Origin of the sequence: Rhodococcus sp. SBT000017 (assembly GCF_003688915.1) — a bacterium.
Lineage (GTDB): Bacteria > Actinomycetota > Actinomycetes > Mycobacteriales > Mycobacteriaceae > Rhodococcoides.
In genome coordinates this window covers 1359116-1378609 of record NZ_REFU01000001.1, presented here as the reverse complement: position 1 = coordinate 1378609, position 19494 = coordinate 1359116, and the positions used below count along the sequence as shown (strand labels likewise).

General features: G+C 66.0%; 18 protein-coding genes. 9 read left to right on the top strand and 9 right to left on the bottom strand.

Features of this window, described 5'->3' with window-relative positions; genetic code table 11:
* Positions 1-136 precede the first annotated feature (136 nt).
* Positions 137-931: a 2-phospho-L-lactate guanylyltransferase gene (gene cofC, locus AYK61_RS06160; RefSeq protein ID WP_397485436.1), complete on the bottom strand. Its 795-nt coding sequence runs from the start codon at positions 929-931 to the stop codon at positions 137-139.
* A gap of 102 nt (positions 932-1033) precedes the next feature.
* Here cofC and AYK61_RS06155 point away from each other — a divergent pair, with 102 nt between their 5' ends.
* The gene (locus AYK61_RS06155) at positions 1034-2032 is read left to right on the top strand and encodes an NAD(P)H-dependent glycerol-3-phosphate dehydrogenase (protein ID WP_121870178.1); all 999 of its coding nucleotides are present in this window, start codon (positions 1034-1036) and stop codon (positions 2030-2032) included.
* Between the two features lie 73 nt (positions 2033-2105).
* Positions 2106-3212: a D-alanine--D-alanine ligase family protein gene (locus AYK61_RS06150; protein WP_121870177.1), complete on the top strand. Its 1107-nt coding sequence runs from the start codon at positions 2106-2108 to the stop codon at positions 3210-3212.
* Between the two features lie 18 nt (positions 3213-3230).
* Here the strand turns inward: AYK61_RS06150 and AYK61_RS06145 are convergent, their stop codons facing one another.
* Positions 3231-3824, bottom strand: a complete 594-nt coding sequence (locus tag AYK61_RS06145) for a DUF3515 domain-containing protein (protein WP_121870176.1) — start codon at positions 3822-3824, stop codon at positions 3231-3233.
* A gap of 3 nt (positions 3825-3827) precedes the next feature.
* Positions 3828-4076, bottom strand: a complete 249-nt coding sequence (locus AYK61_RS06140; protein ID WP_121870175.1) for an Lrp/AsnC ligand binding domain-containing protein — start codon at positions 4074-4076, stop codon at positions 3828-3830.
* 173 nt (positions 4077-4249) lie between these two features.
* On the opposite strand from AYK61_RS06140, the gene AYK61_RS06135 reads away from it, so the two are divergent.
* The 3 genes from AYK61_RS06135 to AYK61_RS06125 are packed head-to-tail and all read left to right on the top strand — an operon-like array spanning position 4250 to position 6509.
* Positions 4250-5257, top strand: a complete 1008-nt coding sequence (locus AYK61_RS06135; RefSeq protein ID WP_121870174.1) for a thiamine-phosphate kinase — start codon at positions 4250-4252, stop codon at positions 5255-5257.
* Between the two features lie 38 nt (positions 5258-5295).
* On the top strand, positions 5296-5820 hold the full coding sequence (locus AYK61_RS06130; protein ID WP_032397774.1) for a gamma carbonic anhydrase family protein: 525 nt from the start codon (positions 5296-5298) through the stop codon (positions 5818-5820).
* Positions 5817-6509, top strand: a complete 693-nt coding sequence (locus tag AYK61_RS06125) for a uracil-DNA glycosylase (RefSeq protein WP_121870173.1) — start codon at positions 5817-5819, stop codon at positions 6507-6509. The genes AYK61_RS06130 and AYK61_RS06125 overlap by 4 nt, the downstream gene beginning before the upstream one ends.
* A 5-nt stretch (positions 6510-6514) precedes the next feature.
* Here AYK61_RS06125 and AYK61_RS06120 read toward each other — a convergent pair whose 3' ends face one another.
* From AYK61_RS06120 to rpmB, 6 genes are all read right to left on the bottom strand, one after another.
* The gene (locus AYK61_RS06120; protein WP_121870172.1) at positions 6515-7309 is read right to left on the bottom strand and encodes an enoyl-CoA hydratase/isomerase family protein; all 795 of its coding nucleotides are present in this window, start codon (positions 7307-7309) and stop codon (positions 6515-6517) included.
* An 83-nt stretch (positions 7310-7392) separates the two neighbouring features.
* Positions 7393-8787 carry a cell wall metabolism sensor histidine kinase WalK gene (locus AYK61_RS06115; RefSeq protein ID WP_259467948.1) on the bottom strand — a complete coding sequence of 465 codons (1395 nt, stop codon included), beginning with the start codon at positions 8785-8787 and terminating at the stop codon, positions 7393-7395.
* Positions 8787-9488, bottom strand: a complete 702-nt coding sequence (locus AYK61_RS06110) for a response regulator transcription factor (protein WP_121870170.1) — start codon at positions 9486-9488, stop codon at positions 8787-8789. Before AYK61_RS06110 ends, AYK61_RS06115 begins: the two co-directional genes overlap by 1 nt.
* Before the next feature lie 52 nt (positions 9489-9540).
* Positions 9541-10185, bottom strand: coding sequence for a phosphatase PAP2 family protein (locus AYK61_RS06105; RefSeq protein WP_121870169.1), 645 nt, complete (start codon positions 10183-10185; stop codon positions 9541-9543).
* 2 nt (positions 10186-10187) lie between these two features.
* On the bottom strand, positions 10188-10754 hold the full coding sequence (locus AYK61_RS06100; RefSeq protein WP_121870168.1) for a M15 family metallopeptidase: 567 nt from the start codon (positions 10752-10754) through the stop codon (positions 10188-10190).
* 203 nt (positions 10755-10957) lie between these two features.
* On the bottom strand, positions 10958-11149 hold the full coding sequence (gene rpmB / locus AYK61_RS06095) for a 50S ribosomal protein L28 (RefSeq protein ID WP_008717389.1): 192 nt from the start codon (positions 11147-11149) through the stop codon (positions 10958-10960).
* Between the two features lie 276 nt (positions 11150-11425).
* Between rpmB and AYK61_RS06090 the strand changes: the two genes are divergently transcribed.
* From AYK61_RS06090 to rsmD, 4 genes are all read left to right on the top strand, one after another.
* On the top strand, positions 11426-13105 hold the full coding sequence (locus AYK61_RS06090; protein ID WP_121870167.1) for a DAK2 domain-containing protein: 1680 nt from the start codon (positions 11426-11428) through the stop codon (positions 13103-13105).
* Between the two features lie 13 nt (positions 13106-13118).
* On the top strand, positions 13119-15395 hold the full coding sequence (recG, locus tag AYK61_RS06085; RefSeq protein ID WP_121870166.1) for an ATP-dependent DNA helicase RecG: 2277 nt from the start codon (positions 13119-13121) through the stop codon (positions 15393-15395).
* Positions 15396-15500: 105 nt separating this feature from the next.
* Positions 15501-18917 (top strand): pyruvate carboxylase, encoded by a 3417-nt coding sequence (locus AYK61_RS06080; protein ID WP_121870165.1) that lies wholly within the window; start codon positions 15501-15503, stop codon positions 18915-18917.
* A complete protein-coding gene (gene rsmD, locus AYK61_RS06075) occupies positions 18914-19489 on the top strand; it encodes a 16S rRNA (guanine(966)-N(2))-methyltransferase RsmD (RefSeq protein ID WP_121870164.1) in 576 nt (191 codons plus the stop codon). Before AYK61_RS06080 ends, rsmD begins: the two co-directional genes overlap by 4 nt.
* Positions 19490-19494 lie beyond the last annotated feature (5 nt).

The window sequence follows — 19494 nt, the reverse complement described above, 5'->3', positions numbered from 1 at the left end:
GATCGGCGGATCCTGGTTCGCTGGCTGCACGTCGTCTTTGCTCACCGCACGATCATCCCCCAAACCCGGCGTGGGTGAAACTCCGATGGCCGAACTCGGGTCCGTGTTCACTCGACTGCCGTGCCGGTCCTCACGCTCACGCAGTCGTCGCAGATGCTTCGTCACTCCACCCGAGCGAGTGGAGGACGGCCGCCGTCGCCGGTCCGACTCCCAGACGGTGCGCTCTGCGGACGTCGTCGGCGGTGTCCACGTCCAGTCGAAGACCCGGCCACGCGCCGTCGAGTTCCCGTGCGCCCGACGCGGTGTGGCGGCGTGCGGAGTCTCGTCCGAACAGTGGTGCCAGTTCGTCGGGGGAGTCCTTGAGGATCAGTGCGGCGGTCCCCGTGCCGTGATGGTCGACCACGAGTGATCTGCCTCCCAGTCGGGCACCGCTGTAGGCCTGGGCGAGTTCTGCCGAACGCATCGCCGGAAGGTCTGCTTGCAACGCGATGATGTCGACGCGGTGTGCGGGGACGGTCTCGCGCCCACCGACATCCGCGTCGACGTGACCGTGCCGCAGTACGTGCGAAGCTGCCGCGAACGCGTGATTGAGGCGTTCGTCCGGTTGCTGTGCAGGATCGCGGACCGGTTCGTCGAACACTCGTGCACCGATTCTGCGGGCGGTCTCTGCGACGAGAGGATCCGGGGTCACCACCGTGACCGAATCGACCACCGACACCGCGCCTGCGGCCGCCACGGTGTCGCTGAGCATCGCGAGCACCAATCGTGTTCGGTCAGGTGCCGAGAACTCCGCCGCCAAGCGCGACTTCGCCGCGGTGAGATCCTTCACCGCAATGAGAACCCTGACGGCGCGGCGGGCAGGGTCCGGCGACGCGCCGGCCCGGTCGCCGTGGTCGTCTCGTGATGCACCCATGGTGCTCGATCCTGCCAGCGTCATGGATCTGTGCCGACTCCGACCGCCCGAGCAGGTCTGCGAGTTAGGGTGATGCGCGCGTGGACAGGGCATCGGCGAAGTAGGCGAGGGGTTGGCGGAATGAGCAGAGCAGCGGTATTGGGATCGGGTTCGTGGGGAACCGCATTCGCCAAGGTGTTGGCCGATGCCGGAACGGACGTCACCATGTGGGCCCGCCGCGAGGAACTCGCTGCATCCATCACCGACGACCACGAGAACAAGGACTACCTTTCGGGAATCGAGCTGCCGTCGTCGATCCGCGCGACGAGTGATCCCGTCCGCGCACTCGACGGAGCCGACATCGTGGTGCTGGCCGTGCCGTCGCAGAGTCTGCGGGCCAATCTCGAGGCGTGGACCGACTCCATCCCGCCGCACGCAACGCTGCTCTCCCTGGCGAAGGGAATCGAGACCGGAACGCTCATGCGGATGAGCCAGGTGATCTCTCAGGTCACCGGTGCGGATCCCAGCCGGGTCGCGTGCCTGTCCGGGCCGAATCTCGCGCGCCCGATCGCCGAGGGGCAGCCTGCCGCAACCGTCATCGCGTGCTCCGATTCCCAGCGTGCCCTCGAGATTCAGAAGTCCTGCGCCACAGGATATTTCAGGCCTTACACCAACAGTGATGTCATCGGTGCCGAGATCGGTGGTGCCTGCAAGAACGTCATCGCCCTCGCCTGCGGGATGGCCGCAGGCGTCGGATACGGCGAGAACACCCTCGCGTCGATCATGACCAGGGGTCTGGCCGAGATCATCCGCCTCGGAGTAGCACTCGGTGCCAAGCCGTCGACGCTGTCGGGCCTGGCAGGCGTGGGCGACCTGGTCGCCACCTGCTCGTCACCCCTCTCGCGCAATCGCACGTTCGGAGAACGACTGGGTTCGGGTGGCTCCCTCGAGAGTGCGCAGGAAGCAGCTCACGGGCAGGTTGCCGAGGGCGTCAAGTCCTGTACCTCGGTGCGTGCGCTCGCCGAGAGCTACGACGTCGAGATGCCGCTGACCGACGCCGTGCATCGGGTCTGTCACGGCGGCATGTCCGTTCCGGATGCGGTCGGGCACCTGCTGGGACGTCGTATCAAGCCCGAGTGAGGCAGTGATCGCGGTCTCGCCGCGAACAGGGCGAATCCGCGTTCGATGAGCCGCGGCGGTACGGTTTCTCATCGTGAGTACTCCCCGCATCAAAGTTGCCGTCGTCTTCGGTGGCCGCAGCAGCGAGCACGCTGTGTCCTGTGTATCGGCAGGTAGCGTGCTGCAGAACCTCGATCCGGCCAAGTACGAGGTGGTTCCCGTGGGGATCACCGCGGACGGTGCCTGGGTACTCGGCTCCTCCGACGTCGAAGCGCTGACGATTCACGACCGGGTACTGCCGACCGTCGACAAGACGGGAGCAGCGCTTGCTCTCAGTACGGACCCGGGTCACGCCGGCGCTCTGCTCGCCCTCGGCGAGGGGGAAGGCGGGACGGTACTCGCATCCGTCGACGTCGTGTTCCCGGTTCTGCACGGACCGTACGGCGAGGACGGCACCTTGCAGGGCCTGCTCGAAATGGCCGGCGTTCCGTATGTCGGGCCGGGCGTGCTGGCCAGCGCTGCAGGGATGGACAAGGAATTCACCAAGAAGCTGCTCGGTGCCGAGGGATTGCCGATCGGTCGCCAGGTGGTACTCCGGCGCGCCGTCGACGACCTGACGGCCGCCGAGCGTGAACGAATCGGCCTGCCCGCATTCGTCAAACCGGCCCGAGGCGGATCGTCCATCGGAATCTCGCGCATCACCGCGTGGGACCAACTCCCCACCGCGATCGCCGTTGCGCGCGAACACGACCCCAAGGTGATCGTCGAAGGCATGATCCACGGCCGCGAGGTCGAGTGCGGGGTGCTGGAATTTCCCGACGGCACCGTGCTCGCGAGCGCCGTCGCCGAGATCCGAATTCCCGACGCGGACATCGACGATCATGCTTTCTACGACTTCGACACCAAGTACCTCGACGATGTCAGTGAGTTCGACATCCCGGCTGCCCTCGACGACGCCACGAGCGACCGCATTCGCGAACTCGCCGTCGCCGCCTTCCGCGCGTTGGACTGCCAGGGACTGGCGCGCGTGGATTTCTTCGTCACCGAGAACGGTCCGGTCATCAACGAGATCAACACGATGCCCGGTTTCACCTCGATCTCGATGTACCCCAAGATGTGGGCGGAATCCGGCGTCGACTACCCGACGCTCATCGCCACCCTGATCGACACCGCTCTCGCCCGCGGTACCGGTTTGCGTTAGAGCTGTTGCGGCCCTGCGCTACTGCAACGGAGCGGGGTCGAGAGGCTGTTGGGGCAGCGCGTCCGATACGGCCGAGGACGCGTCCTGCAACGGGGTTGGGCCCGAGTCTCCCGGAATCGTCAGGGCAACGTAGACACCGCGATCGACGACGAACCAGGTGCTGGCGTCGATCCCGTCGTCTTCCCCGGACACCTCGAACCACTGAACTCCGTTGATCACCTGCAAAGGTGCAGCCACATCGAACCCGATCGGCCTGGGCAGACCGCAGCGCAACACGACCGGCTCGGCGTTCTCCTCGGCCGAGACCCACGCACGGACTCCGACCGGCGCCGGGTCGGCCAACTCGGCTCTCGTGTAGTCGCCGAGGTTCTCGGGCAACGCGTCCAGCAGGAACGTGCACTGCTCACTCGCGGCATCGGGGGAGTCGACCGGGCCGAGAGCGACCGGATCCTGGACGGGTGAGCGGTTGACCGCGATGGCCGCAACCAGAACTCCGACCACCAGCGCGACCGGTAACGCGATCGCGGTGGCGATGACCGCGGGATGGCGCTGCTCGCGAGTGGCCTCGGTCTCGGCCGAGCTGTCTTCGGTGCCGGTGTCGGGTGACGTCACGAGCTATCCGACGGACGTCGTCGACTGCGGGGCCACCGGGCAGGTCAGGGTGCGAGTGATGGCATCGACCTTCTGGATGCGGGAGACGATCTCGGCGATCTCGGCGTCGGAGGCACCGTCGGCGCGTGCGATCACGTCGTAGGGCCCGACCACTGCCTCCGCCGACACGACACCGTCGACGGCCTCGATCTGCTGTGCGACGGCCCTCGCACGGCCGACCTCGGTCTGAACGAGAACGAATGCTTGCACCATCGGTGGTCCCTTTCCCCTGCCGGACTTCTCGACTGTAGGTTGGTTCGACTACGTTCTCTTCGCACGTAACCTGCTGCATCGGTATTGTCCCGACCGCCGCTAAAAGGTACCGCAGGCGCGGCGCGCGCTCCGCGTGAGACCGTCGCGCACGCACCGCGTTCTCAGGAAGGAACATCATCGACGACACCGTCATCGACTCGGCCACCGGCAGCGAGCGCACCGTCGCGCAGGTCGGCGAATTCGACGTCATCGCCCGCGCCATCGCAGATCGTGCACAGCCACCGTCGACCATCGTCGGGCCGGGCGACGACGCAGCCGTTGTCGTCGCGTCCGACGGTCGGATCGCGGCATCCACCGATATGTTGGTGCACGGCAGGCACTTTCGGCTCGACTGGTCGAGTCCGATACAGATCGGCCGCAAGGCGATCGCGCAGAACGGCGCGGACATCGCCGCAATGGGCGCGCAGTGCTCGGGTTTTCTCGTCTCTCTCGGCTGCCCGGCCGACACGCCGGTGAGTGTGACCGACGGCCTCAACGAGGGCATGTGGCTCGAGGCAGTTGCTGCGGGATCGGCCGTCGTCGGTGGCGATGTGGTGCAATCGCCGGAGCTGGTGATCTCGATCACCGCGCTCGGCGATCTTCAGGGCAGGGCTCCGGTCCTTCGATCGGGGGCACGTGCCGGTGATGTGATTGCGTACGCGGGACGGCTCGGCTGGTCGGCGGCCGGACTGGCTCTACTGCTCGGTGACAGGGACAGAACCGGGCACAACGCCGTGTTGGACGCCCACCGAGTGCCCGTCCCGCCGTATCGCGCCGGGATCGAGGCCGCAGAAGCTGGAGCGACCTCGCTCACCGACGTCTCCGACGGGTTGGTGGCCGACCTCGGCCACATCGCCGATGCGTCGGGCGTGCTGCTGGATGTCGATCCCGCCCTGCTGGACATTCCCGTCGAAGTGCGGTCGGCGGCAACGCTGATGGGGCACGATCCGCTGGACTGGGTGCTCACCGGAGGGGAGGATCACGCGCTCGTCGGCACCTTCCCCGACGACGCCGCCGTTCCCCGGGGGTGGACGGTGATCGGTCGCGTCGAGCACGGAGACGGTGAGCCTGCGGGTCGAGTGACGGTCGGCGGAGAAGTCCATGCGGGTAGATCGGGATGGTCGAGTTTCGAGAGCGAGTGAACACGGATCGGGTCCATCGAGTCGGCTAAGTTGCAGAGATGGCTATCTACGCACTCGGTGATCGAGAACCCGACATCCACCCCGACGCCTACGTCCATCCCGACGCCGTCGTCATCGGAGCGGTGACCTTGGCTGCCGGATCGTCGGTGTGGCCCACTGCAGTTCTGCGGGCCGACTACGGCACCATCTCGATCGGCGAGGGCACCAACGTGCAGGACGGAACCGTGGTGCACTGCACCCCGATCGACGCAACGGTCATCGGTTCCGGGTGCGTACTGGGCCACAATGCGCACGTCGAGGGTGCGACCATCGGGGACAACTGCCTCATCGCGTCGGGCTCGGTAGTACTGAACGGATCGAAGATCGGAGCCGGCTCGATCGTCGGTGCGGGCGCGGTGGTGCCGTTCAAGTTCGTCGTTCCCGAACGTTCGATGGCGCTCGGTGTGCCCGCCAAGATCCGCGAGGGCTATCAGGTTCCCGACGGCCACGTCGACATCAACGTTCAGATGTACTCGGCCAACGCCGCGTACTACCGCGATGCGCTGCGCCGGATCGACCGGTGACGCCTAAGCCGCTCGCCGATACCGTCGAATCGGGATGGGCACGCGCCCTCGCTCCGGTCGAGACGAATGTCGCTGCGATGGGCGACTTCCTACGAGCCGAGCTCGCCGCCGGACGCCACTACCTGCCCGCGGGCGAGAACGTGCTGCGCGCGTTCCGCTACCCCTTCGATCGGGTCCGTGTGCTCATCGTCGGCCAGGACCCCTACCCGACGCCGGGACATGCAGTGGGGCTGAGCTTCTCGGTCGCGCCCGACGTACGACCCGTACCGCGGAGTCTGAACAACATTTTCAAGGAGTACTCGGACGATCTGGGTTTGCCCACACCCAGCAACGGTGACCTCACGCCCTGGGCGGACCGAGGTGTGATGTTGCTCAACCGCGTGCTCACCGTCGAACCGTCACAGGCGGCCTCGCACCGTAAGAAGGGGTGGGAAGCGGTGACGGAGCAGGCGATTCGCGCACTCGTCGCCCGCGCCGAGAATCCCGATGAGCCCGGGCTGGTCGCGGTTCTCTGGGGCCGCGACGCATCGACTCTGAAGCCGATGCTCGGATCGGTGCCCATCATCGAATCGGCGCACCCGTCACCGCTGTCCGCCTCACGCGGGTTCTTCGGATCCAAGCCCTTCAGTCGCGTGAACGAATTGTTGGTCGAGGGCGGAGACGAACCGATCGACTGGACGCTGCCGTGATCGGATCAGGAGAAGTCGGGCCGACGCTTCTCGATGAACGCGTCGACACCCTCGACTCCGGCAGGAGATGACGCAGCCGCCGAGATCGACGCCGACTCGGCGTCCAACTGCTCTGTCAGAGTTGTCGATTCGGACGCTGCGAGCAGTCTCTTGATCCCCTGGTATGCCGATGTCGGCCCGTTGGCGAGGGTTCGAGCGAGGCGCTCGGCCTCACTGTCGACGATGTCGTCGCCCACCAACCGGCTGAGGATTCCGAGCCGAACTGCGTCCTCTCCGTTGATGATCGAGTCGTTGAGTAGGATGTCCATCGCTCGGCCCGAACCGACGATTCGGGGGAGTGTCCAGGACATTCCCCCGTCCGGTGTGAATCCGATGGAGGGGTACGCAGGGCGCAGTTTGGTCGAGGGCCCACCGATGGCGATGTCGGTGAGACAGACCAGGCTCATGCCTGCCCCGGCCGCCCAACCGTGGACACCGGAGACGACAGGAACGGTGACGGCGGACAGTTCGCGGACGAATGCATGGAACGTGTCGGCGACGGATCCGACGAATGCGCCGCGGTCGTCGGCTCCGGCGAAGTCACGTACGTTTCCGCCTGCGCAGAAGTTGGGCCCGCGGCCGATGAGGAGCACGCTCCCGATAGCGGTGGTGCCGGCGTTGACGGATCGCAGAGCCGCCGTGCCGCCGTCGATGCCGTCGAGGTCGAGCGAGGCACCACCGGCCTCGGTGGCAACGACGATTCTCAGTACACCGTCCTCGATGCTGACCTTGCTGGAAATGTCGGCGTCCGAATAAGTCACGTTCGGGACTCTAACCGACGCTTCTGTTCCGCCGTGGGGCCGCCGTGCTCGGGCACGGATGCGAGAGCCCGCTGTCGGGACCGCTACCGGGGTCGAAGACGGGGCAGCTCGACGCTGAAGACCGTGGTCGAATCCACTCGGTCGACGGTGATGCTGCCGCCGTGCAGACGCACGTTCTCGGCGGCGAGGGACAGTCCGAGTCCGCTGCCTTCGCTGCGTCCACGAGCGGTGTCCACCTTGTAGAACCGACGGAAGATCGCGTGGCTGTCTTCCGGCGATATCCCTGGCCCGTGGTCCACCACTGTCACGTCCACCCACTCGGGACGAGCGTTCATCTCCACGCGTACCGGGGGCTCGCCGTGACGCAGTGCATTCCCCACGAGGTTGGCTACCACCACGTCGATGCGTCGCGGATCCACGGTCGCGTCGATACTGTCCGGCACTCGCAGTTCGACGCTCTCCGCCCATCCGCGGCGGACCAGTGAGTGTCGGACGAGCTCGACGAGGTCGACATCGTCGAGAACGAGGCGCGTCTGTTGTGCGTCGTGACGAGACATCTCGATGAGATCCTCGACGAGCCGTGCGAGCTTCCCGATCTCACCGCTGACGATCCGGGCGGCTGCTCCCGCATCGGGCGAGAGTTGGGGGATCTCCTCTCGGAGTATTTCGCCGACCGGAACGAGTGCTGCCAGTGGAGTTCTCAGCTCGTGGGAGACGTCGGCGACGAACCTGCGCGCCTGCTCTTCCGACTCCTCCAACCCGCGAATGACCGTCTCGTTTCTGGCGATCATGGTGTTGAAAGTCGTCGTCAGCTCGGCGAGTTCGGTCACACCCTCCTCGGAGAGTCGAACACTCAGATCACCGTCGGCGGCGCGGGCAGCGGCCCGATCGAGGCGTCGCAGTGGACGCACCAGGGTCGAGGCGATCCACAATCCGAGCAGCCCACTGACCAGTACTCCGCCCGCCAGGGTGAGGGCCACCGCGCGCAGAAGATCGTCGAACTTGTCCTGCACGCCCTCGAGCGGCCGAATGGCGACGGCCGTGACCAGGGTTTCATTGCCGTCCGGATCGTTCGCCTCGAAGACACGGACGGACATCGCGAGCATGATCCGTTCGGAGTCGAGTCGCTCGAAGCGGATGATTCCTCGACTGCCCACCCCGGCGAGAAAACCGGGGGAGAGCGTGGTCGGGTCTACGGATCCCCGTTGTACTTCGTCGTCGCCGACGAGCAACGTCGCGTCGGACGGAAAGAACTGTCGCAGTTCGGATGACCTCGTTCGGGTCACCTGGGCCCCGTCGGCATCCCGGAGCTCGTCGCGAAACTGCGCCGTAGCCACGTCCTGCGCGTTGGAGTAGATCCACGATCGCGCCATGAACGAGACCACACCAGCCGTTGCACCGGCGATGATCACGACGATGGTGATGAACACGAGGACCAGTCGAGTACGCAGGCCGTCGACTCGCAGCCGGGACGGCATCAACGAACCGGTCCTGGATCGAATCGATATCCGAACCCGCGCACCGTTTCGATGACGGCCGGTGCAGAGGGATCGTCCTCGATCTTGCCGCGTAGTCTCTGGACTGCGGCATCGACGATTCGGGAGTCACCGAGATAGTCCTGATCCCATGCTGCAGAAAGCAATTGGCCTCGGCTGAGTACGTGACCCACGTTCTCGGTCAGGGCGAGCAGGAGACGAAGCTCGGTGGGCGTGAGCGTCAGCAGAGTTCCGCCCTTCCTCACCTGTAGCGACGAACGGTCGACGGTCAAGTCGCCGTACTGCTCGACGATTGCCGTCGCTGTCGGCGCGGAGGGTGTCGTGTCCGTCGATCGTCTGACCACAGCCTTGATGCGAGCGTCCAGGACCCGTGGGCTCGTGGGTTTGACGACGTAGTCGTCGGCACCGGCTTCCAGACCCGCGACGGTGTCGATGTCATCGGAGCGGGCGGTGAGGATGATGATCGGGACCGAACTCTGCGTTCGGATCCGTCGGCAGATCTCGTAGCCGTCGGCTCCGGGGAGGCCGAGGTCGAGCAGGACGATCTCGGCGGAAGTGAGCGCGTCGTCCAGATCACCGTTCCCGTCGGGGCGATGGACGACTCGGTGACCGAGTCGGTTGAGCCCCAACGTCATTGCTTCGGCCACAGCTGGGTCGTCCTCCACGAAGAGAATGTTCACCATGTCGAGGACCTTGTGTTGTAGGGGCGATCGCGATCGGCCAAGGGTACAGGGCTCACACTTGCGCGAGACGTTCGTTGCCGGGGTCGGCCAGCGTCGAATGACGGGGCGTGGAGATCCTGATCGGGAAAGCGGAGACCGCCAGGGCGTAGCACCCGACGAGCAGCAGCGCGCCGAGCGCGTCACTGGGGCGGTGCCATTTCAGGACGACGACCGACACGGCAGTTCCGAGGACGAGCAGTGCTCCGTTGATCGCGACGAGGTTTCGCCAGCGGCGAGCGCTCACGAGGTAGACCGCACAGACGACAGCTGTAACGCAGGTTACGGTGCCGCTGGGAAAGGAGTTGTGCTGGACGAGGCCGTCCAAATTCGGTCGGTCGAGCGAGTACTTGAGAATCCAGGCCGTGGCAATCGGTCCGAGTGTCATGATTCCCGCTCGCAGCGCAAGTGCGATCCTGTTGCCGCGCCACGCGATCAGGCATGCGACGAGAACCGCTCCTGCAGCCGAGACCGGTGCGACGAGTTCGACGAATGCGGCGCAGACGTCGAGGAGGTCCCCGGACAGTGCTTCGGCGCTCACCATCAGTTCCTGATCCACAGTTTGGCCTGTGGTCGTCAACACGCACAGGCAGTAGACGACGACTCCCAGGTTCAGCAGTGCCAGTGCGGCGAGCAGTCGCCGCGGTTCGACCCGTGTCATTTTCAACCCACCGCTCGTTCGTCGGTCGGGTCGTCGAGTGGCACCGGGCAGGTGCCGCCAGGAGTGGTCGCCATTTCGAAGTGCCACATTTCGTTGGCATAGGTCTGGCACAGGCCGTAGTCGTTGCCGTGTCGGATCATCCAGTCGGCGGCATCCGTCCGTCCGACATCGACCGCACGTCCGGTGACATGCTTGGAATTGCTGGGGGTCTGCACCCATCGTCTGGCTTCGTCGGTGCTGCCGTAGCGGGTCGCGGCCTCGTCGAACAAGCGTTGCTGGTACGCCGCGGAACGCCAGCCGGAGGTGACGTACACATCGACTCCGGACGATTTTGCGTCGGCAGCGGCGGAGTGCAGCGCCATGAGCACAACGGGGTCGAGACGGGCAAGCGCGGGAAGATCGGTGTTGTCGAGGCCGATCCGGTCGTCTATCTCACCGCCGGCCGGCCCCGAGTCGGGCTGACCGGCCAGATAGTGCGCGGCAGTCGGAGTGTCGGGCTCTGTGTTCGAGCATGCGGTGAGCGTCAGCGCTGCGAGCGCCGTGACGAAGAGTGTGCGTGTGGTCGCCATGCGTTCGAGACTGCTCGGCCGGTGTCACCGGCCGGTGCCCGTGATTCGCCGTCTTCGTCACGGTTCCGACCGGTTGTGTAACAGGACGGAACGGGACCGAAACGGAAGCTCACACGACTGTGCCCCGCCTCCGAGATAGGGGGCGGGGCACAGTGCTCGCACGCAGTCGAGGCCGTGGAGGAAAACGAAGAGCGAGGCCGAAATCAGCCCCGGACCACCTTGCCTGCCTTCAAGCAGGAGGTGCACACGTTCATGCGCTTGGAGTTACCAGGCGCAACCTGAGCGTGAACGGTCTGGATATTCGGGTTCCAACGACGGTTGGTCCGTCGGTGCGAGTGCGAGACCGACTTACCGAAGCCGGGCCCCTTGGCGCATACGTCGCAGACGGCAGCCATAGTCGCGAACTCCTTGATAGATGTTGATCGATACATGTGGTCGAAGACATCGAAACGAACTACGAGCAGATGCAAGGATTGCAATGCGTGAAGATCGCCTCGAGGCAACCCTGCAAGAATAGCGGCGTCGCACGCAATCACCAAACCGCCACGACAGACGCTGCGCGAGGGCTCACGGACGGCGCGCCACCGATCATGCCCGACTAAGCTTCGGGCACTGTCCGCGAGGGAGTTCGGACGAGGTAGCGGACGTGACGCGGGGGGAGGCTGCTCGAGGTGGTCGACGTACTCGAATCGATCGATGCCGCGGCCCTGCGACGGTGGGCCTACCGCTGCGTCGATTCCCTGACCGCGCGGTGCGACGAGATCAATGCACTCAACGTGTTCCCCATCCCAGACTCGGACACCGGCACCAATCTCATGTTCACCTTCCGTGCCGCGGTGGAGTCGATGCGCGCGGCCGGGCCCACTGCGGACGCCCGCGCCGTCGGCCGGGCACTGGCTGTGGGGGCAGTGGCGGGTGCGCGGGGCAACTCGGGAGTGATCGTCTCTCAGCTGTTGCGCGCTGTTGCCGAGGCTGCAGCGGACGGCCCGCTGGACACGGTGTCGATCCAGGCGATGTTGCGACGCGCGAAAGTCCTGGTCGCGGGAGCGGTCAGCGTTCCCGTCGAGGGCACGATGCTCACTGTTCTGGCCGCCGCCGATCGCGAAGCCTCAGCCCACGATGCCAATGTCAGCCTCTCCACGCTGGTGGTCGACATCGCCGAGGCCACCGCTCGCGCTGTCGACAGCACGACGGACCAACTGGCCGAGCTCCGGGAGGCGGGGGTCGTGGACGCAGGCGCACTCGGTCTCTCGGTGATCGTCGATGCGCTCGTGGAGGTGGTGATCGGCCGCACTCCGCCGCGCCGGCGATACCGTCGCCCGCACGAGCACGAACGCCGGACGGTCGGTGATGCGTCGAACGTCTCGTCGGACTGCGGCGGTGCACCCGAGGCGGTGTCGGGATACGGGTCACCTCGCCCCCTCGGGTACGAGGTGGTCTACGTCGTGCACGGCCCCGACGACGCGAGGGCGGCGGAACTTCGCCGGGCTCTGGCCGACATCGGAGATTCGGTCGTGGTGGCCGGTGACGGTTCCGGGGCCTGGTCCGCGCACGTGCACACCACCGACCCCGGTGGTGCCGTCGATCGAGGAATCGCGGCCGGAGATGTTCGCGGAGTGCGTATCTCGTGTTTCGGTCTCGCCGAGTTCGCCGGAGCGGTGAGCTTCGAAGCGCACGACGGAGCAGCGTTGTCGGTGGGTCGAGATATTTTGGCGCTGGTGGCCGGTGACGGTGCCGCGGATCTCTACGTTCAGGAAGGCGCGACGGTGGTGCGGTGCGACGAGGCGATCGACTCCTCGGTGCTGCATCGAGCGATCGTCGGGATGAAGCATCGCGAGGTATTGGTGTTACCGAACGGCGCGTTGTCCGCGCAGGAACTCGTTGCCGTCGGCGCAGCTGCCCGAGCGGACGGCAAAGACGTCGTGATGTTGCCGTGCTCGGCGATGGTGCAGGGTTTGGCCGCGCTCGCCGTACACGACGCCGCCCGGGCCGCAGTCGACGACGCGTTCACGATGTCCGAGGCCGCGGCGGGCACGAGGTGGGGTTCTCTACGTATCGCACAGGAGCGATCGCTGACGTGGGTCGGCACGTGCGAGCCGGGCGACTGCATCGGGCTCGCAGGGCAGGAGGTGGTGATCGTCGCCGCTCGTCCGCTCGATGCGGGGTGTCGGTTGCTCGATCAGCTCCTGGCCACGGGAGGGGAGTTGGTGACGGTGCTCGTCGGGGCCCAGGCATCGGATGGCTTCGGTGATCGGCTGGCCGAATACGTGTCGGGAGCACATCCCGGAGTCGACGTGGTGGTCTACACAGGTGGGCAGCCGGGGGATCTCGTGCAATTCGGAGTGGAATAGGGAATCTCGGACAATGGCAACGCTGGTGGACCCGCTCGATCACGTCCTCGGAGCCGCGGCGGCGACGCCGCTGGCAGACGTCTTCGGTATTCACACCGTCGAGGAACTGCTTCGGCACTATCCGCACCGCTACATGACGCACGGTTCGGAGCTGGGGGAGAAGGAGCCGCCCGAGGGCGAGCACATCACCATCGTCGCCACGATCGAGTCCGCGACGCTGCGTTCGATGAAGAACCGCAACGGTCAGTTCCTCGCAGTGACACTCGCCGCCGACGGACAGCGAATCGACGCCACCTTCTTCAGTCCACACAAGCTCAAGCACGTTCTGGTGCCCGGTCGCCGAGGAATGTTCTCGGGCAAGGTCAAGTACTTCGGCAAACGGTGGAATCTCACGCACCCCAGCTACGTGATTCTCGGCGGAGACGACAACGACGGGGCCGTCGTGCCTGCAGGACGAATCGTCGGCGGCGGCACCCTGGCCGGACTCGCTCGTGGCTCGGTCGATTCCTCCGGAGCCGTCGACATGTCGGTGTTCGATCGAGCATTCGTGCCCATCTACCCGGCCGCGAAGGACGTCGAGAGCTGGACCTTCATGCGCTGCGTTCGGCAGGTGCTCGACCAACTCGACGACGTGGTCGATCCACTGCCCGAGTCGGTACGTGCGCAGCGCGGTCTCGTCGACATCGACACCGCGCTTCGGTCGGTCCATTTCCCGGATACCGCACAGGACAAGGACTCTGCGCGAGAGCGGTTGAAGTTCGACGAGGCGCTCGCCGTTCAGCTCGTCCTCGCCGACCGCCGACGCGACTCATCCACCCGGGTGGCAGCGCGATGCCCACCGATCACCGACGGTATCGCCGCGGAGTTCGATCGGCGTCTGCCGTTCGAGTTGACGGCCGGCCAGCACCAGGTCGCAGCCGAGATCGCCCACGATCTGTCGGCACCACATCCGATGTCGCGGCTGTTGCAGGGTGAGGTCGGCTCGGGCAAGACGATCGTTGCGCTGCGGGCGATGCTGCAGGTGATCGATGCCGGGCATCAGTGTGCGCTGCTGGCACCGACGGAAGTTCTCGCCTCGCAACACGCGCGCTCTGTTCGGTCGATGCTCGGGAGCCTCGCGGCCGGCGGGGAACTAGGATCGCACGAGCTGGCCACCAAGGTCGCCCTGTTGACCGGCTCGATGTCCACGGCGGCCAAGCGGTCCGCGCTGCTCGATGCCGTCACCGGTGACGCGGGCATCGTGATCGGTACCCACGCCCTGATCGAGGACCGAGTCGAATTCCTCGACCTCGCGATGGTCGTCGTCGACGAACAGCACAGGTTCGGCGTCGAGCAACGAGATGCGTTGCGCGCGAAAGCTCGCGACAACACCAGTCCGCACCTGCTGGTGATGACTGCGACCCCCATCCCACGGACCATCGCATTGTCGACCCTCGGTGACCTCGAGACGTCGGTGCTCACCGAACTGCCCCGCGGCCGGTCGCCCATCGTCAGCAACGTGGTACCCGCCAGGAACAAGCCGGGCTGGGTGGAACGAGCGTGGCAGCGAATTCACGAGGAGGTGGCAGCCGGTCGCCAGGCCTACGTGGTGTGCTCCCGCATCGGGGACGACGAGGACGCGGAGACCGGGAAGAAGAGCGCTGCGAAGAAGAAGAGCGCGAGCTCGGAGGACGGCCCCGAGACGACGGCTGCGATGGACCTGTACGAGACCCTCTCCACCGGACCGATGCACGATCTGCGGGTGGGGCTGCTGCACGGACGACTGTCGGGAGACGACAAGGACATCACCATGTCCGAGTTCAACTCCGGCGAGATCGACGTCCTGGTCTGCACCACCGTGGTCGAAGTCGGAGTGGATGTTCCGAACGCGACGGTCATGGTCATCATGGATGCGGACCGATTCGGCGTGAGCCAACTGCATCAGTTGCGAGGCCGGATCGGCCGAGGCGGGCACCAGGGCCTGTGCATCATGATCAGCTATCTCAGCCCCGCGGGCGGATCCTTCGCCCGGCTCGAAGCGGTGGCAGCGACCAACGACGGTTTCGAGTTGGCCAAGCTGGACCTGGCCACTCGTCGCGAGGGCGACGTTCTCGGTGCTGCACAGTCGGGCACGGTCAGTGGGTTGCGGCTGCTCTCGTTCATCGACGACGAGGACATCATCGCCGACGCACAGGACTGTGCACGGTCCCTGTTCGCGCGGGACCCGTCGCTGGCGAACGATCCCGGCATCGCGTCGATGATGCGGTCGGCTTGGCGATCGGATCGAGTCGACTATTTGCAGAAGTCCTGACCTAGGGACTCACTGCACCGTTTCAGTGGAGGAAATCGACCGCCTCGTCCCGCATGATGAGATCAGTACACCTCGGTGACTCACGCTGCCGGGTAAGTTGAGCCAATGTTCTCCAAAGTTTTGGTTGCCAACCGCGGTGAAATTGCCATCCGCGCCTTCCGTGCCTCCTATGAACTCGGGGCCTCGACAGTTGCGGTGTTCCCGTTCGAGGACCGGAACTCGGTGCACCGGACGAAGGCCGACGAGGCGTATCAGATCGGGGAGAAGGGGCATCCCGTTCGCGCGTATCTCTCGGTCGACGAGATCGTCGCCGCTGCCAAGCGCAGCGGCGCGGACGCGGTGTACCCCGGGTACGGATTCCTTTCCGAGAACCCGGATCTGGCCGCAGCGTGCGCCGAGGCAGGCATCACCTTCGTCGGCCCGTCCGCCGACGTGCTCGAGCTGACCGGCAACAAGGCGCGGGCCATCGCGGCGGCCAAGGCTGCAGGACTTCCGGTGCTGGCGTCGTCGGAACCGTCGTCCGACGTGGACGAGTTGGTCGCGGCGTCCGAGACGATGACGTTTCCGTTGTTCGTCAAGGCGGTCGCAGGCGGTGGCGGCCGCGGTATGCGCCGAGTGGCCGAGCCCGAGCAGCTGCGCGAATCCATCGAAGCTGCTGCGCGCGAGGCGGAATCGGCCTTCGGTGATCCGACGGTGTTCCTCGAGCAGGCCGTGATCGATCCCCGGCACATCGAGGTTCAGATCCTCGCCGACGGCCAGGGCAACGTGGTGCACTTGTTCGAGCGCGACTGCAGCGTGCAGCGTCGGCATCAGAAGGTCATCGAGCTCGCTCCGGCTCCGAATCTGCCCGAAGGACTGCGTGAGAAGATCTGCGCCGACGCCGTCGCGTTCGCGAAGGAGATCGACTACTCGTGTGCCGGTACCGTCGAGTTCCTGCTCGACACCCGTGGCAATCACGTCTTCATCGAGATGAATCCGCGAATCCAGGTGGAGCACACCGTCACCGAAGAGGTGACCGATGTGGATCTGGTGCAGTCCCAGCTGCGGATCGCCTCGGGAGAGACGCTCGCGGATCTGGGTCTGCAGCAGGAGAACATCGTGCTGCGCGGTGCGGCTCTGCAGTGTCGCATCACCACCGAGGATCCGGCGAACGGATTCCGGCCCGATGTCGGACGCATCACCGCGTACCGCACGCCGGGCGGTGCCGGAGTACGCCTCGACGGCGGAACCACGCTGGGCGCCGAGGTCGGTGCCTACTTCGACTCCATGCTCGTCAAGCTCACCTGCCGCGGCCGCGACTTCGACACCGCCGTGGCTCGTGCTCGACGAGCCTTGGCGGAGTTCAGGATTCGCGGTGTCGCCACGAATATTCCGTTCCTGCAAGCGGTTCTGGTCGATCCCGACTTCACCGCAGGCCGCGTCACCACCTCGTTCATCGAGGAGCGCCCCGAACTGCTCACCTCGCGTTCCTCGGGCGACCGCGGCACGAAGATTCTCGCCTACCTGGCCGACGTGACGGTCAACAAGCCGCACGGCGAGCGTCCGTCCCCGGTGTACCCGCACGACAAGCTCCCCGCGGTGGACTTCTCGGCTCCGATTCCCGATGGTTCGAGGCAGCGTCTGCTGGCGCTCGGACCCGAAGGCTTCGCCCGCGATCTGCGCAACCAGAAGGCCCTCGGCGTCACCGACACCACGTTCCGTGACGCACATCAGTCGTTGCTGGCGACGCGAGTGAGGACGAGCGGACTGCTCGGTGTCGCCCCGTACGTGGCGCGCACGACGCCCCAGTTGCTCTCCATCGAGGCGTGGGGCGGTGCCACCTACGACGTGGCGCTGCGATTCCTGCACGAGGATCCGTGGGAGCGACTGGCGAGCCTGCGAGAGGCCGTGCCGAACATCGCAATTCAGATGTTGTTGCGCGGCAGGAACACCGTCGGCTACACCCCGTATCCGGAGAAGGTGACCCGCAGCTTCGTTGCCGAGGCCACCGACACCGGCATCGACATCTTCCGTATCTTCGACGCGCTCAACAACGTCGATCAGATGCGTCCGGCCATCGATGCCGTCCGCGAGACCGGCACGGCGCTCGCCGAGGTGGCACTGAGCTACACGGGGGATCTGTCGAACCCGAACGAGAACCTCTACACGCTCGACTACTACCTGAAGCTGGCCGAGCAGATAGTCGACGCAGGCGCGCACGTGCTCGCCATCAAGGACATGGCCGGACTGCTCCGCGCACCTGCAGCCAAGACGCTGGTGACGGCACTGCGCTCGAACTTCGATCTGCCCGTGCACGTACACACGCACGACACACCCGGTGGACAGCTCGCGACGTACCTCGCGGCCTGGGAGGCCGGGGCGGACGCCGTCGACGGTGCCAGCGCGGCGATGGCAGGCACCACCAGCCAGCCTGCGTTGTCCGCGATCGTCGCTGCTGCCGCACACACCGAGCGCGACACGGGTCTGAATCTGCAGGCCGTCTGCGACCTCGAGCCCTACTGGGAAGCCGTGCGAAAGGTATACGCGCCGTTCGAGTCCGGGCTGCCGGCACCGACGGGTCGTGTCTACACCCACGAGATCCCCGGTGGACAGCTCTCGAACCTACGGCAGCAGGCCATTTCGCTCGGGCTCGGTGATCGGTTCGAGACCGTCGAGGCCAATTACGCTGCAGCCGACCGCATGTTGGGCCGTTTGACCAAGGTGACGCCGAGCTCGAAGGTCGTCGGCGACCTGGCTCTGGCTCTGGTCGGTGCAGGCGCGTCCGCCGAGGAATTCGCCGAGAATCCAGGTCGCTACGACATCCCCGATTCGGTGATCGGATTTCTGCGCGGCGATCTCGGTACGCCTGCGGGTGGATGGCCGGAACCGTTGCGCACGAAAGCGCTGGAGGGTCGCGGCGAGGGCAAGCCGGTGACACCGTTGACCGACGAGGACGAGAAGAACCTCGACGGCACCTCCGCTCAGCGCCGCGAGACTCTCAACCGTCTGCTGTTCCCCGGTCCCACAGCCGAACTCGCTGCTCACCGCGAGAAGTACGGCGATACGACGCGGCTGTCGGCCAATCAGTTCTTCTACGGGCTGCGGCAGGGCGAGGAGCATCGAGTGGCCCTGGAGAAGGGCGTCGAACTGCTGATCGGGCTCGAGGCCATCTCCGATCCCGACGAGCGTGGCATGCGCACCGTGATGTGCATTCTCAACGGACAGCTGCGGCCGGTGTCGGTGCGCGACCGCTCCATCTCCAGCGAAGCCCCCACCGTCGAGAAGGCGGACCGATCGAACTCCGGGCACATCCCGGCACCGTTCGCCGGCGTCGTCACACTGTCCGTCGAAGAGGGACAGAAGATCTCGGCCGGAGACACCATCGCCACCATCGAGGCGATGAAGATGGAGGCTGCCATCACCGCTCCTCGCGGCGGCACCGTGACACGCTTGGCGATCTCGGGTGTGCAGCAGGTCGAGGGCGGCGATCTGCTCGTCGTCATCGGTGGGGGGTCGACGGGCGAAGAGGCCGGCAGCGAATGACGCGGATCGTGGCGGGTGTCGCGGGCGGCCGACGATTGTCGGTCCCCGGCCAGGGCACCCGACCCACCTCCGAGCGAGTTCGCGAAGCGCTGTTCAGCTCGCTGGAGAGTCGAATGGAACTCGACGGTGCCGCGGTGCTGGATCTGTTCGCGGGATCGGGAGCACTGGGGCTCGAGGCACTCTCGCGCGGCGCGTCGTCGGCGGTACTGGTCGAGTCCGACGCCCGAGCGGCGGCGGTGGTGCGAAAGAACATCGAGTCGGTGGGGTTGCCCGGCGCTTCGGTCCGGTGCGCCCCGGTGGCTTCGGTGCTGGCGGGGGCTGCGGATGCGGCGTACGACCTGGTGTTGGCGGACCCGCCGTATGCCGTCACCGATACGGCCGTCGCCGGTCTGTTGGACAGACTCGTCACCGGGGGATGGCTCACCCCCGATGCCGTCGTCGTCCTCGAGCGTTCGTCGCGTTCGCCGGAGACCCGATGGCCGACCGGACTGGTTCCGGAGAAGTCCAAGAAGTACGGCGAGAGTCGGATCGAGATCGCGTCACGAGTAACGAGCGAGCCCGGGATCGGCTGATAGGT

What these genes read in the sequence shown, in the direction of transcription:
- recG (WP_121870166.1), top strand. Translation starts at nt 13,119, where the DNA reads ATGGCAACGCTGGTGGACCCGCTCGATCACGTCCTCGGAGCCGCGGCG.
- AYK61_RS06140 (WP_121870175.1), bottom strand. Translation starts at nt 4,076, where the DNA reads ATGGTGCAAGCATTCGTTCTCGTTCAGACCGAGGTCGGCCGTGCGAGG.
- AYK61_RS06105 (WP_121870169.1), bottom strand. Translation starts at nt 10,185, where the DNA reads ATGACACGGGTCGAACCGCGGCGACTGCTCGCCGCACTGGCACTGCTG.
- rpmB (WP_008717389.1), bottom strand. Translation starts at nt 11,149, where the DNA reads ATGGCTGCCGTCTGCGACGTATGCGCCAAGGGGCCCGGCTTCGGTAAG.
- AYK61_RS06155 (WP_121870178.1), top strand. Translation starts at nt 1,034, where the DNA reads ATGAGCAGAGCAGCGGTATTGGGATCGGGTTCGTGGGGAACCGCATTC.
- AYK61_RS06130 (WP_032397774.1), top strand. Translation starts at nt 5,296, where the DNA reads ATGGCTATCTACGCACTCGGTGATCGAGAACCCGACATCCACCCCGAC.
- AYK61_RS06115 (WP_259467948.1), bottom strand. Translation starts at nt 8,787, where the DNA reads ATGCCGTCCCGGCTGCGAGTCGACGGCCTGCGTACTCGACTGGTCCTC.
- AYK61_RS06110 (WP_121870170.1), bottom strand. Translation starts at nt 9,488, where the DNA reads ATGGTGAACATTCTCTTCGTGGAGGACGACCCAGCTGTGGCCGAAGCA.
- AYK61_RS06100 (WP_121870168.1), bottom strand. Translation starts at nt 10,754, where the DNA reads ATGGCGACCACACGCACACTCTTCGTCACGGCGCTCGCAGCGCTGACG.
- rsmD (WP_121870164.1), top strand. Translation starts at nt 18,914, where the DNA reads ATGACGCGGATCGTGGCGGGTGTCGCGGGCGGCCGACGATTGTCGGTC.
- AYK61_RS06080 (WP_121870165.1), top strand. Translation starts at nt 15,501, where the DNA reads ATGTTCTCCAAAGTTTTGGTTGCCAACCGCGGTGAAATTGCCATCCGC.